Origin of the sequence: Roseivivax sp. THAF197b (assembly GCF_009363255.1) — a bacterium.
GTDB lineage: Bacteria > Pseudomonadota > Alphaproteobacteria > Rhodobacterales > Rhodobacteraceae > Roseivivax.
Map to the genome: position 1 here is coordinate 3,357,940 of NZ_CP045318.1, position 14,289 is coordinate 3,372,228.

Genomic DNA, 14,289 nt, shown 5'->3' on the forward strand with positions numbered 1-14,289 from the left:
CGCGGGGAAGACGGCCTTTCCGAATTCGGTGTCCTGCGGCTCAGCGGCGGATGCCCAGCTTGCCGATCAGGGTCTTGTAACGCTCTTCGTCGCGCGACTTGAGGTAGTCGAGCAGTTTGCGGCGCTGTGCAACGAGCTTCAGGAGGCCACGACGGGAGTGGTTGTCCTTCTTGTGGGTCTTGAAATGCTCGGTCAGCGCGGTAATGCGCGTGGTCAGGATCGCAACCTGGACTTCCGGCGAACCGGTATCGCCGTCGGCCGTCGCGTATTCCTTCATGATTTGCTGTTTCGTCTCGGCAGTGATCGACATCGGGGTCTCCTTTTGAAACTTGGTGTGAAGGCACGAGCCGGGATGTCGTCCAGCAAGGCCGTTGGAGGTGTATCTGCGCCGGGAGCGGCGCGGATTGCGGGCGTATAGGGTGATTCACCGGCTTTGGAAAGACCAAAGCTGCGGGGGTGGGCCTGCGCTGCAACGACGCTCCGCGCTGTCGGCGGCGGCCGGGCTTCGGGAGCGGCCCGCGCTCAGGGGGCGCGCCGCGATCAGGCCGGGTTGAGGATCGACGTCGCTTCGCTGGCCGCGATGAGGATGATATCGCCAAGCGGCGGGGCATCCGCGACGGGCAAGGTCGCCAAGAGCTGGTCGCCGGAGGTCAGCTGGACCTGATCCGGGGCATCCGGGTCGGTCTGGAAAGCGAGATCCGCGGGCGGGCCGAGCGCATCGTCATAGACCACGATCATCCGGTCCTCGGACGGAGAGAAATCGGCAAGGGCAGCGCCATCGGCACCCATCCAATATCCGGTGACGAAGCTGTCCGCCCCTGCCCCGCCATCACCGGTATCGCCATCGCCCAGGAGCAATATGTCGTCACCGGCACCGCCATTGACGAAATCGGGATCAGCAGCGGTCTCCTCGTCTGCCTGCGCACCTTCCTCAGGTGACAGATCGGGCCCGCCGTTGATGGCACGCACGTTGACGCCTTGGACGAGGTCATCGCCATCGCCCCCGAAGAGCGTATCGGCACCGGCATCGCCCCGGATCGTATCGGCCCCCTCGCGGCCATGGAGCGCATCCGCGCCAGCGCCACCGGAGAGAAGGTCATCGCCCAACCCGCCCTCAACGCTGTCCGCGCCATCGCCCCCCAGCAGCGTATCGTTCCCGTCATGGCCGAACAGCACATCCGCGCCGCTGCCGCCATCGAGGAGATCCGCACCGGCCTCGCCATGCAGGCTGTCCTGACCGGCCCCGCCCGAGAGGTCATCCGCATCTGCACCGCCGCGCAATTCGTCATCCCCGCCAAGGCCCTGCACACTGTCCTGTCCGGCTCCGCCCGAGATCTGATCGGTGACATCCGTGCCGGTGATCGCATCGGCATCGGCCGAGCCCGCGGTGATCAATCCGCCCTCGGGCGACATGGTCAGGCTCTGTGCTGCCGCGTCGAGGATCTGGGAACTGGCGGGGCTGGTTGTATCCGGGGAAACCGCGTCGGCCGGGGTCTCATCGGAGGCCGCGATTTCGTCCGCCTCTGCGTCCTCGGAGCTCGACTCCTCCGGCACGACCGACAGGATCGCCACCGATCCGACGACCATCGCGCCCACGAGACCTGCAAGAAAGAGCATCGCGCCCTCCAACATCATTGCCCCGACGGGCTGGCCCGGACTATGCCGCGCCGGAGGCGTCGAAGCAAAGCTTCTCGGAGAGGATGGTTAAGGCGCGGTCAAGATCGACGTCGCGGGATAGCGCGCCGCAGCGGGCCAGGCTTGCGGCGCACGGGCATAGGGCACGTAGAGCGGATGGCGCGGATGCCCGGCCTTGGTCAGACCCAGATGCCAAAGCGGCCCCATGCGCGCGGCCAGATCCCCCGCCCGGCCCTGATACGCACCATGCACGCCCCAGGCGGCAATGGTCATCGTGGCGGCCGCGTGCCAGTCCAGAACCAGCGCGTCATTGTCGGGCCCGACCGGATCCGGGGCGCGCCTGAGATCGGCGGGCCGCGTCGCGCGAAACCCGAACAGATTGGCGATCTGCACACCACCCGCCCCCATCGCCCGCGCCCGCGTCTCGCAGCGGTGAATGGTCGGATCGTTGGCGCGCTCCGTCGCGGTGGAGGGGTTGAGCATGATGAAGAGCACAGGTGGCGCCTCGGACCAGCGGCGCGACAGGCCGTAGCGATACGCCTCGCAGGGCGAATAGAGCGCCTCTGAAAAGGTGCCGCTCTCGGTATGGGTACGCCGGATCATGGGTCCGTCTTTGACCCGGCTCCTGCTGCGATGCAAGTCGGGCATGCCGTGCTGCCATTCCGGACGCGGCACATGATCCGGCGGCGGGAGCGATGGGGCTGTCTGCCCCCTCGCGCTCCCCCGAGAGGTATTTCCGGTCCGGTCGTGACAGGGGGTCGGCGCTTCGATCGGGGCGTGGGACACACGGATGATCGGGGGGCGGGTCCCGGGGCGGCTCGGCCCTCGTCTTGGGGAAAATCGCCCTATCTCCCCCTCTATCGCTGTTCAATCCAAGGGGGTTCATCATGATCCGCACTGCATTCATCGCATTACCGCTCATCGCAAGCGCCGGGCTGGCCGGGGCCGAGATCACCGGGGAAAGCTATCGCTACAGCGTCGGCGGCACCGAGTTCGAGGGCTATGTCGCGCGCAACAGCGATCTGGAAGAGACCAAGGGCACGGTGCTGATCGTGCATGATTGGGACGGCATGACCGCCTATGAGGAACGCCGCGCGGAGATGCTGGCCGCGGCGGGCTACACGGCCTTCGCGATCGATGTCTACGGCGCGGATGAAAACCCGCAGAGCGTCGATGAAAACCGCGCCCTGTCCGGCGCTCTCTACCAGGATCGGGAGCTGTTCCGCGAGCGGCTCATGGGCTCCATCGCCGAGGCCGCGAACATCCCCGGCGCGACCGGGAACATCGTGATCGCTGGATATTGCTTCGGCGGGGCGGCGGTTCTGGAAGCCGCCCGCGCAGGCGCCGAGATCGATGGCTTCGCGGCCTTCCATGCGGGGCTCGGCACGCCCGAAGGGCAGGATTACAGCGCCACCACCGCGCCTATCGTCCTGTTCCACGGCTCGGCCGATCCTGTCTCGGGCATGGATGAAATGGCTGCGGCGCTGAGCCAAATGCAGGAGGCGGGTGTTACCCATGACGCGCGCATCTTCGGCGGTGCGCGGCACAGCTTCACCGTCTGGGGGTCGGACGATTACGATCTGGCCGCGGATGAGGGGTCCTGGGACGGCTTCATGGACTTCCTCGACGCCCAGCTCTGATGCTGACCCGCAGGCATGTGATGCTCGGCGGGCTGGCCCTTGCCTGGGTCGGCCCTGCCGGGGCGCAGGATGCGGCGCTGTCGCGGCTTGCGCGCGGCGAGGCGCTGGCGATCATGCGCCACGCCCTGGCGCCGGGCATCGGCGATCCGGACGACTTCGAGATCGGCGATTGCAGCACGCAGCGCAATCTCGACGCGGCGGGGCGCGATCAGGCGCGCCGCATCGGCGCGGCTTTGCGGAGCGAGGGGATCGGCTTCGAGCGGGTTCTGACGAGCCAATGGTGCCGCTGCCGCGAGACCGCGGAGCTTCTGGATGTGGGGCCGGTCGAGGATGCGCCGCCGTTCAATTCCTTCTTCGCGGGGCGCGGCGATGCGCCTGCACAGACAGCGGCGGCCCTCGAATTGATCGCGGGGCTGGCGCGTCCGCCGATGATCGTCTCGCACCAAGTGAATATCCGGGCGCTGACCGGGCAGTCGACGCGGTCGGGTGAGGTGTTGATCGCCACGGCCGGGCCCGCGCGGTTGGACGTGCTGGGCAGTCTGCTGATCGACGCGTGAGCTGTGGCGGTCTGCGCCGCTATCATGCGCAGACCGCCACAGTCCTTTAGCAGACGGAGACGCGGGAGCACGCCTCGCGTCGCGCATTCTTGCTCAGGCGAAGTGTTCCTTGGCCTTGGCCAGCACGTCTTCGACCGAGAGACCGAAACCCTCGAGCATCGACAGGTCGATCCCTTTTTCCTCGAGCATCGCCGTGACCGCTTCGGCATCCAGATCTGCCAAGGCGGTCAGGTCGATGCCGCTTTCGCTGATCTTCGCCATGATCTCATCGGTGCCGCCGAACGCGTCCACCGCCTTGCCCAGCATGTCGCCTAATCCCATTGCCTTCTCCTTTTGGGAAACCCTGCGCCCTGTCGCGCTGCAGCGCAGGATGCCCGCTTTGCCGCCGTAGGAAAAGACGGAGCATGGACAGGCGGGCAGTCCACACATGAAAACGGCGCCCGGAATGTGCCGGACGCCGCTTCTCGCATCACCTTTCGGACCCCGGCCCCGCGATCAGCGCTCCGCCGCGTCGGGACCTTCCTCGTCGGGCGGCGCGTCCTGCGTGGGTTTGCGGCCCGCATCGCTGTCGGCGGAGGGTGTCTCCTCGACCTCGTGTGCCTGGCCTTCGACCTCCTCGGTGACATTGGCCAGACGCAACGCCTGCGTGCGACCGTCCTTGGCCTCGCCGAAGAAGATGGTCTGGTGCGGGAACGGGATCTCGATCCCGCGCTCGTCGAAGAGCTCCTTCAGGATGGCGTTATAGGCCCGCCCGACGCCCCATTGGCTGCCCGGCACGGTCTTGATCCGGGCGCGCAGCACGATGGCGCTGTCGCCGAAGGAGTTCAGGCCGAACCATTCCAGATCGCCGATGATTTCTTTGGCCTGCGTCTCGTCCTGTTTCAGCTGCTCGAACCCGTCGAACATGGCCTGTTTCGCCTCGGCGATATCCTCGCGGTAGGCGATGCCCATGTCGCAGACGAAGTAGGAGAAATCGCGCATGAAGTTCGACACCATGTCCACCGAGGAGAACGGGATGATGTGGAAGGTACCCTGCAGGTCGCGCAGGCTCACGGAGCGCACGGTCAGTTTCTCCACGACGCCCGTCGTGCCGCCCACGGTGACCACGTCGCCCACATTCATCGCGTTCTCGAACTGGATGAAGACACCGGTGATGATGTCCTGCACCAGCTTCTGCGCACCGAAACCGATGGCGAGGCCCAGCACACCGGCGGAGGCCAGAAGCGGGCCGATGTTGATGCCGATCTCGGACAGGGCGAACATCAGCGTCAGGATGATGAGAAGGATCGTCGCGGCATTGCGCAGCAGCGACAGAAGGGTCTTTTCGCGCGATGTGGGCACCGCGCCGATATCCGGGCTGAGGCGGTAATCGATCCAGGAATTGAGCGCGAGCCAGATCAGCCCGGCAACGAGCAGGATCAACGCCACGGTGATGACGCGGCCCGAGGCTTCGGACCCGAAATCGGTGCCGAACCAGGCACCGAAATCGATCAGGCCCATCGTGTCGATGGCAAAGAGCACAACGGCAGCGCCGACCAAGAGCCGCAGACCGATCAGGATCTTCGGCACGATCCGATTGAGACGTGTCTGCAGGAGCGGCAGGCGCTCATTGAGGCTGTCGGGCAGCACCACGCCGGAGCGCAGCCAGCCGCCAATCGTTCCGACGATGACGGAGCCCAGAAGGATCGCGCCGAACACCTTGGCCGAACCGATGACGTAATCGAGCACGACATCGTTGGATTGCGTCAGCACCACCGTCACCATGAAGGCCAGGTAGATGAGAACGAACCAGTGCCATGTGCGTGTGAGGGTGCCGAGAAGGCCGCCCAGCCGCTTGCTGGGCATGCGGGTCTCGTCTTCCTCGGGCGCGCTGTCGCGGGACATCAGGCGCCTCGCGATCCAGTTGGCCACGGGCTCATGGAAGCGCATCACGAGCACGAGAAGATAAGTCAGCACGAAGATCGACAGGATCGCCGCAACGGCCGTACCTGCCGCCTGCGACACGCCCCGCTCCATCAGCGGGACGACCAGAAGATAGCCGTAGCCCAGCACACCGACGACAACGCTCATGTGGCGCGTCAGCCGTTTCGCCGCGCTGTCGGAAACGTTGATGAGGCGCAGATTGCGCGCATGGGGCGACAGGATCACGCGGAAGGCCACGCGGATCAGGCCCACCAGCAGGAAGGCGTTGAGATAGAGCGCCTGGCGCAGCCCGATCTGTCCGGAATCGCCGACGGCGAGGAGCGTGATCGCATAGCCCAGACCCCAGGCCGTGACGACGATCGCCACGTCGATGAGGATGCAGGACAGGAAGACGAAGAGCGTGCGCAGCGCATTCGCCTCCGCCGCGCGCTGGCTCGCCTTGTGAAAGACCGGGCGCATGACCGTGCGCAAGGTCACGTACACGGCGACGGTGATCGCGATCACGATGGCGAGGTTCTTCAGAGCCTCGAGGATCACGCCCAATTCGTCGCCGGACAGCCCGCTCAGCACGGTATCGCCGGACATGAGCCGTTCGGCGAAGCCGATCACGCTGGTGGCGGCGCCCTGGGCGGTCTCCTGCGTGAAGCGGGCGATACGCGTGCCGAAGGCTTCGACCGCCTGCACCGCATCGGCGGCGCTTTGACCGCCCTCTTCGCTGCCGGAGCCTTCACCCGACCCGTTGCCGCCTTCCGAGCCGGAGCTTTCGCCCCCGCCGGAGTTCTCGCCCGAGCCTTCACCGGAGCCCTCGCCAGAGACGACCTGCTCCAACTCGTCGATCAGCGTCTGGCGGGCCTGATCGTCGCGCAAGACTTCCAGCAGACTCTCAAGGGGGGCTGACGATCCGCCTTCGCCGGATTGGCCGCTGTCTTGCGATCCACCGGAGCTGCTTGAGCTGCCGCCCATGCCGGGAAGCATCTGTGCGGCCGCGCGGTCGGCGCCGAAGATCGCAACAAGCCCGATCAGGCAAATCGCCATCCAACTGAATAGGCGCGCGTGGATTGCGGTGCGGGTGCTCGTCATGCCCTGTCCCCTCGTTTTTTATATCCTGCGATGCAAAAATGGACCGCGTCGCCCATCTAGGCGCGCGATCCCATGCCGCAATTCCGAAGGGAAACCAACCGCGGAGCGCAATTGTTCCGAAATTTGGAATTTCGTCGCTGCCGAAATGGTTGCTGCACCGAACTAACGCCCGGTCGAGTCGTGTGGCGCGCAGTCTCGGCCGACGTCTCACTCGGCGGCCCGGAGGCAGTACCGGGTTGATCGGGTGATCTTGGGAAAGGGGAATGGTGGAGCCTAGGGGGATCGAACCCCTGACCTCTTGCATGCCATGCAAGCGCTCTCCCAGCTGAGCTAAGGCCCCGTTCCGCGCAGCCCGAAGGCTGCGTTGTGCGGCGTCAGATACGCAAAGCCCAAAGCGGGTTCAAGGCAAAAATCTTCACCCCGCCCGCTTTGTGCATCGTATCAATCGTCGCTGTCGTCCGCGACGTCCGCGATCTCGTCGAGCGAGACGTTTTCATCGTCATCGTCGTCATCGAGCACGTCATCATCACCGAGATCCACATCGACATCGTCATCTTCGACGACATCCGTCTCCTCGGTATCGGCCTTCTTGGCCTTGCGGCTGGCGCCGTCGGCAGCGTCAGCAGCGATCATCGAACGCTTGCCGGTCTCGATCTCGACGACTTCGCCCGTATAGGGGCTGACGACCGGATCGCGGTTCATGTCGTAGAATCGCTTGCCCGTGGTCGGGCACAGCCTTTTGACGCCCCATTCTTCCTTGGCCATGGGAGGTCCTTTCCATCTGGTCACACTTGCGGACAATTCGGGGCACCTGCCATAAGGTCCGGGCGGTGTCAAAGCCTTTGACGCCGGGTATGCGCGCGCGCTCCGTTACGAGGCTACATGGGCATCATCGAACTGCATGGCAACCCGCCGATCCCGGTCACCTTGCGCCGCTCCGCACGGGCCAAGCGGATATCGCTGCGGATGTCCGGAATCGACGGGCGCGTGACGCTCACCCTGCCCCGATTCGTGCCTGAGCGCGAAGGCCTGGCCTTCCTGCGCGAAAAGGAAGCCTGGCTGCGCGATCACCTGGACCGCAGGGCAGAGCCCGTGTCGGTGGCGGCAGGCGCCGTGCTGCCGGTGGAGGGCGTGCCCCGCCGGGTGGAGGCAGCACCAGGGCGCAGGCTCCTTCTCGAGGCCGACCGGATCGCAGTGCCCGGCCCCGAGCCTCGCATCGCGGCCCGGCTTCAGGCCCATCTGAAGGGGTTGGCGCGGGACCGCCTTGCCGCGGCATCCGACCGCTATGCCGCGGCGCTGGGGCGTCCTTACGCGCGGATCACCCTGCGCGATACCCGCTCGCGCTGGGGGTCGTGTTCCAGCCAGGGCGGGCTGAGCTATTCCTGGCGGCTCATCCTCGCCCCGCCCGAGATCCTCGATTACGTGGCCGCGCACGAGGTCGCGCATTTGGCGCATATGGATCATTCCGATCGGTTCTGGCGGCAGGTCACGCAGCTTTACGGCGATTGGCGCACACCGCGCCGCTGGCTGCGCGAAAACGGGTCCGAATTGCACCGCTACCGCTTCGACGATTGACGCGGCACATGCATGTGATCACATTCGGGTCATGTTGACACCACCGCGCCCTGCCCCCGTGACTGCCCCCCGCGTGGCCGAGGTCACGCCATCGGCGCATGACAAGGTGTACCGAGGCCTCAGGTCGCGCATCATGTTCGGCCAGATGGCCCCCGGCGCCGCACTGACCCTGCGCGGGATCGGCCGGGAATTCGGCGTCTCCATGACACCCGCACGCGAAGCGGTGCAGCGCCTTGTCGCCGAAGGGGCGCTGTCGATGTCCGCCTCGGGCCGCGTGGCCACGCCGGAACTGTCCCCCGACCGGATCGAGGAGCTGGCCGCCCTGCGCGCTCTCATCGAGGTGGAGCTGGCTTCGCGCGCCCTGCCGCGCGCCCACATGGCGCTGATCGAACGGTTGCAAAGCATCAACAGCGCGATGACCGACGTCGTCTCCAACCGCGACGCGGTGGGCTATATCCGCACAAACCTCGAATTTCACCGCACGCTCTATCTGCGCGCCCAGGCGCCCGCGATGCTGGCCATGGCCGAAACGGTCTGGCTGCAGCTTGGCCCGACCATGGGCGCGCTCTATGCCCGCCTGCGCAGGTCGGAGGCCCCACAATACCACCGCTTGATCGTGGCCGCGCTCAAGGCGGGCGACGAGCCCTCGCTCAGGCTCGCGGTGCGCTCGGACGTGACGCAGGGCCTGAAGATGCTGGCCACCTGAAATGTCCCGCGACATCGCGCTGATCGCCATCGGAGCGCTGTTCCTGACCGGCCTCGCGGCGGATATGCTCGGGCGGCGCACCCGCCTGCCCCGCGTGACGATCCTGCTGATCTTCGGGATCCTGATCGGCGGCTCCGGGCTGGATCTGGTCCCCGCCGAGATCACAGCCCTCTACGAGCCTGTCTCCATCGTCGCGCTGACCATGGTGGCCTTCCTTCTGGGCGGCGCGCTCCGGCTCGAGACGCTGCGGCGGCGCGGGCGCGCGATCCTTGCGGTGTCGCTGTCCATCGTGCTCGTGACGCAGACCATTGTGGCAATGGGGCTGTGGGCCATGGGCGCGCCCCTTGCGGTGTCGCTGCTGCTTGGGGCCATCGCCTGCGCCACGGCCCCCGCCACGACGCGGGCAGTGCTGCACGATACCGGCGCGACCGGCCCTTTCGCCGAAACGGTCGAAGGCGTCGTGGCCATCGACGATGCCTGGGGCATGGTGGCCTTCGCCTTGGCGATGGTCGGCGCGCAGATCCTCGCAGGCGGCGCGACATCGGGCGGGGCCGCGGCGCTCTTCGGCGCGTCGTACGAGATCGGCGGTTCCATCGCGCTGGGGCTCGCGATCGGGCTGCCCGCGGCGCATCTGACCGGGCGGCTCAGCCCCGGAGAGCCGCTCCAGACCGAGGCGCTGGGCCTCGTCTTCCTGGTGGCGGGGCTGGCGCTCTGGCTCGATCTGTCCTTCCTGCTGACAGGCATGACCGTGGGTGCTGTGATCGTGAACCGCGCCCGGCATCACGATTACGCCTTCCACGAGATCGAGCATATCGAATGGCCGTTCCTGATCCTGTTTTTCCTGCTCGCGGGCGCGACGCTGGAACTGTCGAGCCTTGCGGAGCTCGGACTTCTGGGCGCGGGCTTCGTGGCTCTGCGAGTAGCGGCACGGATGCTGGGCGGCTGGATCGGCGGGCTTGCAGGCGGCCTGCCCGCGATGGAACGGCGCTGGATCGGCATTGCGTTGCTGCCGCAGGCGGGCGTGGCCGTGGGCATGGGCCTGATCGCGGCGGAGCGGCTACCCGAACACGGCGAGACGATCCTGAGCCTGACCATCGGCACGACGGTCCTGTTCGAACTTCTGGGACCTTTGCTGACCACACTCGCCCTGCGGCGCGCGGGTGCTGTGCCGGATGCCGAAACCCCACGCTGACCGCAGCGCCCCCGTCGCGACCTGGGCCACACCGCCGCGCCATGCGCCACCGCCAGCCCTTCACCTTTCCAGAAAAACGCACAATCCCGAGGAAATGGCCAAAGCCATTTTCGAGATATCATGCCGCGTGGGGCTTTGCCCCGCGCGACCGCCGGATCAGGCAGCCCCGCTCAGGCGGCGAGGCCCTTGGAGCCGATGCTGAGGAACTTTTTCCGCCGTGCCGCGATATATCCGGCGCGGTCGCTCTCGCCCATCTCGCCCAGCATGGCGGAGATCGCCTCTCCTACCGCGGCGATAGTGGCGTCCGCATCGCGATGCGCGCCGCCCAGGGGTTCGGGGATGATTCGGTCGCAGACACCCAACTTCTGCAGGTCTTGCGCCGTGAGCCGCAGCGCTTCCGCCGCCTCGCGCATCTTCTCGGCATCCTTCCACAGGATCGACGCGCAGCCTTCGGGCGAGATCACCGAATAGACCGAATGCTCCAGCATCGCCACGCGGTTCGCGCTGGCGAAGGCCACGGCCCCGCCCGATCCGCCTTCGCCGATGATGACGGACAGAAGCGGCACGCCGATCTGCAGGCATTTCTCGGTGGCGCGCGCGATGGCCTCGGACTGGCCCCGCTCCTCGGCACCCTTGCCGGGATAGGCGCCGGGCGTGTCCACCAGTGTGATGACCGGCAGGCCGAAGCGGTCGGCCATGTCCATCAGGCGGATCGCCTTGCGGTAACCCTCGGGCCGGGCCATGCCGAAATTGTGGTGCAGGCGCGACTGCGTGTCGTTGCCCTTCTCGTGGCCGATCACCACGACGGGCCGGTCGCCAAAGCGCGCGAGCCCGCCCATCACCGCGTCGTCTTCGCCGAAGGCCCGGTCGCCCGCGAGCGGCGTGTATTCCGAGAACAGCGCCTCGATATAATCGCGGCAATGCGGCCGGGTCGGATGCCGCGCCACCTGGCATTTCCGCCAGGGCGTCAGCTTGCCGTAGAGGTCCCGCAGCATGTCCGCGGCCTTCTTGTCGAGCGCGCGGGCCTCGGCCTCGATATCCATCTCTTCGTTGCTGCGGGCCATCGCGCGCAGCTCTTCCGCCTTGCCTTCAATCTCGGCCAGCGGTTTTTCGAAATCGAGATAATGGGTCATGGACGCCCCTGCCTGTTCGCTTCGGGTTATATGCCGCCGCGCGGCGCCAGTTGCAACAGAACCGGACCAGATCAGCCGAGGATCACCGGGATGAGCGAGGCCACCAGAAGGCCCGCCATCGTCCAGTTGAAGAGCCGCAAGCGGCGCGGCTCCTGCAGAAAGCGCCGAAGGGTCGTGCCGATGCTGGTCCAGCTTGTGGTGGAGACCATGGAACAGGCGATATAGGCGCCCACCACCCACAGCACAGCGCCCAGCGATTTGCCCGGCGCATAGAGCGTGATCGCCGACAGCGCCATCGACCAGGCCTTCGGATTGACCCATTGGAAGGCGGCCGCCTGCAGGAAGGACAAGGGCGTGCCATCAACGCTCACATCCTCCTCGCCCCGCGCAGGCGCGGCGGCATTGGCGATCTTCCAGGCCAGGTACAGCATGTAGGCCACCGACAGCACCGTCAGGATCGCATAGGCCGGCGGCCAGAGATCGAAGAGCCGCATCACCCCGAGCCCCACGCAGAAACACATCGCCGGAAAGCCCAGACCCACGCCCGCCATATGCGGCAGCGTCCGGCGGAAGCCGAAATTCGCCCCCGAAGCCATCAACATGAAGTTGTTGGGGCCGGGCGTCATCACGGTGACGAAGGCAAACGCGATGAGCGCTGTGAAGAGATCAGGTGTCATGGGACGGAGCTTTAAACGCGCGGAAACCGAATGGGAAATGCGTTTGTCGCGCGGCACCTGCCGCATTACACGGCAGACAATCGACAGGAGGCCCCATGCGCGCGAATTACGACGACCTTGCCAAGACCATCGCGGCCCTCACCGAGGGCGAGACCGACGCGGTCGCCCTCATGGCCACGATCGTGTGCGAGCTGCACCACGCCGATGATCGCTTCGACTGGACGGGCTTTTACCGCGTGACGGCCCCCGAGACGCTGAAGATCGGGCCCTATCAGGGCGGACATGGCTGCCTCGTCATTCCGTTTGCGCGCGGGGTCTGCGGTGCGGCGGCGCGTACGGGCGAGGTTCAGCTCGTCGACGATGTGGAGGCCTTTCCGGGCCATATCGCCTGCGCGACCTCCACCCGGTCCGAGATCGTGCTGCCGGTCTGGAACGGCGCGGGCGTGCTGCTGGGTGTGCTCGACATCGACAGCGACCGGCCTGCGGCTTTCGATGAGGCAGATGCCGAGGCGCTCTCCGCGATCCTCGCCCGCAGTTTCGAGCATGCCGCGTGAGCGGACAGGCCTGGCTGATCTTCGCGGGCTTCTGGGTTCTCTTCGTCACATCGCCGGGACCGAATGCGGTCAACTGCATCCAGAACGGCATGACGCACGGCTTCTGGCGCGCGCTTTGGGGCGTCGCCGCGATCCTGACGCAGGCGCTGTTGTTTCTGACGCTCTCGGCCTTGGGGATCACCGCCCTTCTGACCACGGCGCCGACGGCGTTCCTTGCCGCGAAAATCGCCGGGGCTGCGGTGCTGATCTGGCTCGGCATCCGCGGCTGGCGGCGCGCAGGCCAGCCCTTGACCGAGGTCGCGGCGGCACCGGGCTCGATCTATCTGCGCGCCTTCGCGATCGCGACGATCAATCCCAAGAGCGTCGCGGGCTACCTCGCGGCGTTCTCGCAATTCGTCGATCCGAACGTGCCGATCCTTTCGCAGATGGGGGTGATCGTGCCCACGGCGCTGAGCATCACCGCGATGAGCTACATCGGCTACACGGTCCTTGGCACGGCGCTTGGACGCGCGGCACTGGGGGCTGTGGCGGACAGACGCGTGCGCCGTGTTCTCGCGGGCTGTTTCGTGTTTTATGGTCTGGCGCTGGGTGCGAGCATTTTCGCCTGAGGAGGATAGGACCATGCTGACCGGAAGCTGTTGCTGCGGCGATATCACCTTCACCGTTTCGGGCACGCCCAAGGGCGCTGCGGTCTGTCATTGCACGCAATGCCGCAAGATGTCGGGGCATCTGTGGTCCTCCTCCTACGTGCCCGAGGGCGATATCGCCATCGACGGACCGGTGCAGTGGTTCGCGGCAAGCGACAACGCCAAGCGCGGCTTCTGCCCGCGCTGCGGCTCGTTCCTGTTCTGGAAGGCGCATGACGAGGACACGATGAGCTTCGCCATGGGCGCGATCGACGGGCCGACCGACCTGAGTATCGTCAAGCATATCTTCACCGACAGCCGCGGCGATTATTACGATCTGCCGGATGACGTGCCCTGCACGCCATGATCGCGCTGCCCGATCCGGCAAGTTTCCTGGCTTTTCTGGGCGCAGGCATTCTGCTCAACCTGACGCCCGGATCGGACGTGATGTTCGCGCTGGCCTCGGGCGCGCGGGGCGGCAGACGCGCAGGCATTGCCGCAGCGGCCGGGATCGCCGCCGGGGCGTTCGTGCATGTGGCGCTGACGGCCTTCGGGGTCGCGGCGGCGCTGCGCGCACTGCCCGGCGCTTTTGACGTGATCCGGTGGGCGGGAGCGGGGTACCTTCTCTATCTCGCGGTCAGCACGTGGCGCGCGCCGCCTGCGAGCCGCGAACGCGGCATGGCGGATCTGCCGGGCGCCTTCCGCCGGGGCTTCGTGACCAACCTGCTCAATCCCAAGGTGGCGCTTTTCGTGCTGGCCTTCCTGCCGCAATTCGCCGATCCCGCCCGTGGCCCGGTCTGGAGCCAGCTTCTTGCGCTGGGTGCCGTGTTCATGACCACCGGCTTCGTCATCACGGCGGCTTACGGTGCCGCGGCGGGCGCGCTGGCGGAGGTGCTGCGCGCACGGGCGCGCGCGATGAACCGGGTTGCGGCGCTGGTCTTTGCCGCCCTGGCGGTTAGGTTGGCTTGGGGATGACGTTTCGCAGGAAGAA

At 66.6% G+C, this 14,289-nt stretch carries 17 protein-coding genes and 1 tRNA gene; 9 read left to right on the forward strand and 9 right to left on the reverse strand.

Annotated elements, in window-relative coordinates; translation table 11 throughout:
* Positions 1-40 precede the first annotated feature (40 nt).
* The 3 genes from rpsO to FIV09_RS16105 all read right to left on the reverse strand — a co-directional run bounded on the left by rpsO (position 41) and on the right by FIV09_RS16105 (position 2,238).
* A complete protein-coding gene (rpsO, locus tag FIV09_RS16095; protein ID WP_152451509.1) occupies positions 41-310 on the reverse strand; it encodes a 30S ribosomal protein S15 in 270 nt (89 codons plus the stop codon).
* 230 nt (positions 311-540) lie between these two features.
* On the reverse strand, positions 541-1,617 hold the full coding sequence (locus tag FIV09_RS16100; RefSeq protein ID WP_152451511.1) for a calcium-binding protein: 1,077 nt from the start codon (positions 1,615-1,617) through the stop codon (positions 541-543).
* An 87-nt stretch (positions 1,618-1,704) separates the two neighbouring features.
* Positions 1,705-2,238, reverse strand: a complete 534-nt coding sequence (locus FIV09_RS16105; RefSeq protein WP_152451513.1) for a DUF1643 domain-containing protein — start codon at positions 2,236-2,238, stop codon at positions 1,705-1,707.
* 284 nt (positions 2,239-2,522) lie between these two features.
* Between FIV09_RS16105 and FIV09_RS16110 the strand changes: the two genes are divergently transcribed.
* Positions 2,523-3,275: a dienelactone hydrolase family protein gene (locus FIV09_RS16110; RefSeq protein ID WP_152451515.1), complete on the forward strand. Its 753-nt coding sequence runs from the start codon at positions 2,523-2,525 to the stop codon at positions 3,273-3,275.
* Positions 3,275-3,832: a histidine phosphatase family protein gene (locus tag FIV09_RS16115; RefSeq protein WP_152451517.1), complete on the forward strand. Its 558-nt coding sequence runs from the start codon at positions 3,275-3,277 to the stop codon at positions 3,830-3,832. The genes FIV09_RS16110 and FIV09_RS16115 overlap by 1 nt, the downstream gene beginning before the upstream one ends.
* A 93-nt stretch (positions 3,833-3,925) precedes the next feature.
* On the opposite strand, the gene FIV09_RS16120 is transcribed toward FIV09_RS16115, so the two are convergent.
* From FIV09_RS16120 to FIV09_RS16135, 4 genes are all read right to left on the reverse strand, one after another.
* A complete protein-coding gene (locus FIV09_RS16120; protein ID WP_152451519.1) occupies positions 3,926-4,153 on the reverse strand; it encodes a hypothetical protein in 228 nt (75 codons plus the stop codon).
* Between the two features lie 174 nt (positions 4,154-4,327).
* Complete coding sequence (locus FIV09_RS16125) at positions 4,328-6,835, reverse strand: mechanosensitive ion channel domain-containing protein (protein WP_254702252.1); 2,508 nt, start codon at positions 6,833-6,835, stop codon at positions 4,328-4,330.
* A 264-nt stretch (positions 6,836-7,099) separates the two neighbouring features.
* Positions 7,100-7,175: transfer RNA gene (locus FIV09_RS16130), tRNA-Ala, on the reverse strand.
* 101 nt (positions 7,176-7,276) lie between these two features.
* Positions 7,277-7,600 (reverse strand): TIGR02300 family protein, encoded by a 324-nt coding sequence (locus FIV09_RS16135; protein ID WP_152451520.1) that lies wholly within the window; start codon positions 7,598-7,600, stop codon positions 7,277-7,279.
* A 117-nt stretch (positions 7,601-7,717) separates the two neighbouring features.
* Between FIV09_RS16135 and FIV09_RS16140 the strand changes: the two genes are divergently transcribed.
* From FIV09_RS16140 to FIV09_RS16150, 3 genes are read left to right on the forward strand one after another with little or no spacing between them, the layout of a single operon-like run.
* Complete coding sequence (locus FIV09_RS16140; protein WP_152451522.1) at positions 7,718-8,410, forward strand: M48 family metallopeptidase; 693 nt, start codon at positions 7,718-7,720, stop codon at positions 8,408-8,410.
* 31 nt (positions 8,411-8,441) lie between these two features.
* On the forward strand, positions 8,442-9,116 hold the full coding sequence (locus FIV09_RS16145) for a GntR family transcriptional regulator (protein ID WP_152451524.1): 675 nt from the start codon (positions 8,442-8,444) through the stop codon (positions 9,114-9,116).
* Position 9,117: 1 nt separating this feature from the next.
* A complete protein-coding gene (locus FIV09_RS16150; RefSeq protein WP_152451526.1) occupies positions 9,118-10,308 on the forward strand; it encodes a cation:proton antiporter in 1,191 nt (396 codons plus the stop codon).
* Between the two features lie 170 nt (positions 10,309-10,478).
* On the opposite strand, the gene FIV09_RS16155 is transcribed toward FIV09_RS16150, so the two are convergent.
* Together FIV09_RS16155 and FIV09_RS16160 are read right to left on the reverse strand one after the other, a co-directional pair.
* Complete coding sequence (locus FIV09_RS16155) at positions 10,479-11,441, reverse strand: acetyl-CoA carboxylase carboxyltransferase subunit alpha (protein WP_152451528.1); 963 nt, start codon at positions 11,439-11,441, stop codon at positions 10,479-10,481.
* 71 nt (positions 11,442-11,512) lie between these two features.
* On the reverse strand, positions 11,513-12,118 hold the full coding sequence (locus FIV09_RS16160) for a LysE family translocator (protein WP_152451530.1): 606 nt from the start codon (positions 12,116-12,118) through the stop codon (positions 11,513-11,515).
* A gap of 95 nt (positions 12,119-12,213) precedes the next feature.
* Here FIV09_RS16160 and FIV09_RS16165 point away from each other — a divergent pair, with 95 nt between their 5' ends.
* From FIV09_RS16165 to FIV09_RS16180, 4 genes are read left to right on the forward strand one after another with little or no spacing between them, the layout of a single operon-like run.
* A complete protein-coding gene (locus FIV09_RS16165) occupies positions 12,214-12,672 on the forward strand; it encodes a GAF domain-containing protein (RefSeq protein ID WP_152451532.1) in 459 nt (152 codons plus the stop codon).
* Positions 12,669-13,280 carry a LysE family translocator gene (locus FIV09_RS16170; RefSeq protein ID WP_152451534.1) on the forward strand — a complete coding sequence of 204 codons (612 nt, stop codon included), beginning with the start codon at positions 12,669-12,671 and terminating at the stop codon, positions 13,278-13,280. The genes FIV09_RS16165 and FIV09_RS16170 overlap by 4 nt, the downstream gene beginning before the upstream one ends.
* Positions 13,281-13,293: 13 nt before the next feature.
* The gene (locus FIV09_RS16175; RefSeq protein ID WP_152451536.1) at positions 13,294-13,665 is read left to right on the forward strand and encodes a GFA family protein; all 372 of its coding nucleotides are present in this window, start codon (positions 13,294-13,296) and stop codon (positions 13,663-13,665) included.
* Entirely contained in the window at positions 13,662-14,273 is a 612-nt protein-coding gene (locus tag FIV09_RS16180) for a LysE family translocator (protein ID WP_172975755.1), read from the forward strand. The genes FIV09_RS16175 and FIV09_RS16180 overlap by 4 nt, the downstream gene beginning before the upstream one ends.
* Positions 14,274-14,289 lie beyond the last annotated feature (16 nt).

Excerpts from the sequence above, each read along its gene's own strand:
- FIV09_RS16180 (WP_172975755.1), top strand. The coding sequence starts at position 13,662 with ATGATCGCGCTGCCCGATCCGGCAAGTTTCCTGGCTTTTCTGGGCGCA.
- FIV09_RS16145 (WP_152451524.1), top strand. The coding sequence starts at position 8,442 with ATGTTGACACCACCGCGCCCTGCCCCCGTGACTGCCCCCCGCGTGGCC.
- FIV09_RS16175 (WP_152451536.1), top strand. The coding sequence starts at position 13,294 with ATGCTGACCGGAAGCTGTTGCTGCGGCGATATCACCTTCACCGTTTCG.
- FIV09_RS16165 (WP_152451532.1), top strand. The coding sequence starts at position 12,214 with ATGCGCGCGAATTACGACGACCTTGCCAAGACCATCGCGGCCCTCACC.
- FIV09_RS16125 (WP_254702252.1), bottom strand. The coding sequence starts at position 6,835 with ATGACGAGCACCCGCACCGCAATCCACGCGCGCCTATTCAGTTGGATG.
- FIV09_RS16115 (WP_152451517.1), top strand. The coding sequence starts at position 3,275 with ATGCTGACCCGCAGGCATGTGATGCTCGGCGGGCTGGCCCTTGCCTGG.
- FIV09_RS16150 (WP_152451526.1), top strand. The coding sequence starts at position 9,118 with ATGTCCCGCGACATCGCGCTGATCGCCATCGGAGCGCTGTTCCTGACC.
- FIV09_RS16160 (WP_152451530.1), bottom strand. The coding sequence starts at position 12,118 with ATGACACCTGATCTCTTCACAGCGCTCATCGCGTTTGCCTTCGTCACC.
- FIV09_RS16105 (WP_152451513.1), bottom strand. The coding sequence starts at position 2,238 with ATGATCCGGCGTACCCATACCGAGAGCGGCACCTTTTCAGAGGCGCTC.
- FIV09_RS16155 (WP_152451528.1), bottom strand. The coding sequence starts at position 11,441 with ATGACCCATTATCTCGATTTCGAAAAACCGCTGGCCGAGATTGAAGGC.
- FIV09_RS16120 (WP_152451519.1), bottom strand. The coding sequence starts at position 4,153 with ATGGGATTAGGCGACATGCTGGGCAAGGCGGTGGACGCGTTCGGCGGC.
- FIV09_RS16135 (WP_152451520.1), bottom strand. The coding sequence starts at position 7,600 with ATGGCCAAGGAAGAATGGGGCGTCAAAAGGCTGTGCCCGACCACGGGC.
- FIV09_RS16110 (WP_152451515.1), top strand. The coding sequence starts at position 2,523 with ATGATCCGCACTGCATTCATCGCATTACCGCTCATCGCAAGCGCCGGG.
- FIV09_RS16100 (WP_152451511.1), bottom strand. The coding sequence starts at position 1,617 with ATGCTCTTTCTTGCAGGTCTCGTGGGCGCGATGGTCGTCGGATCGGTG.
- FIV09_RS16140 (WP_152451522.1), top strand. The coding sequence starts at position 7,718 with ATGGGCATCATCGAACTGCATGGCAACCCGCCGATCCCGGTCACCTTG.
- rpsO (WP_152451509.1), bottom strand. The coding sequence starts at position 310 with ATGTCGATCACTGCCGAGACGAAACAGCAAATCATGAAGGAATACGCG.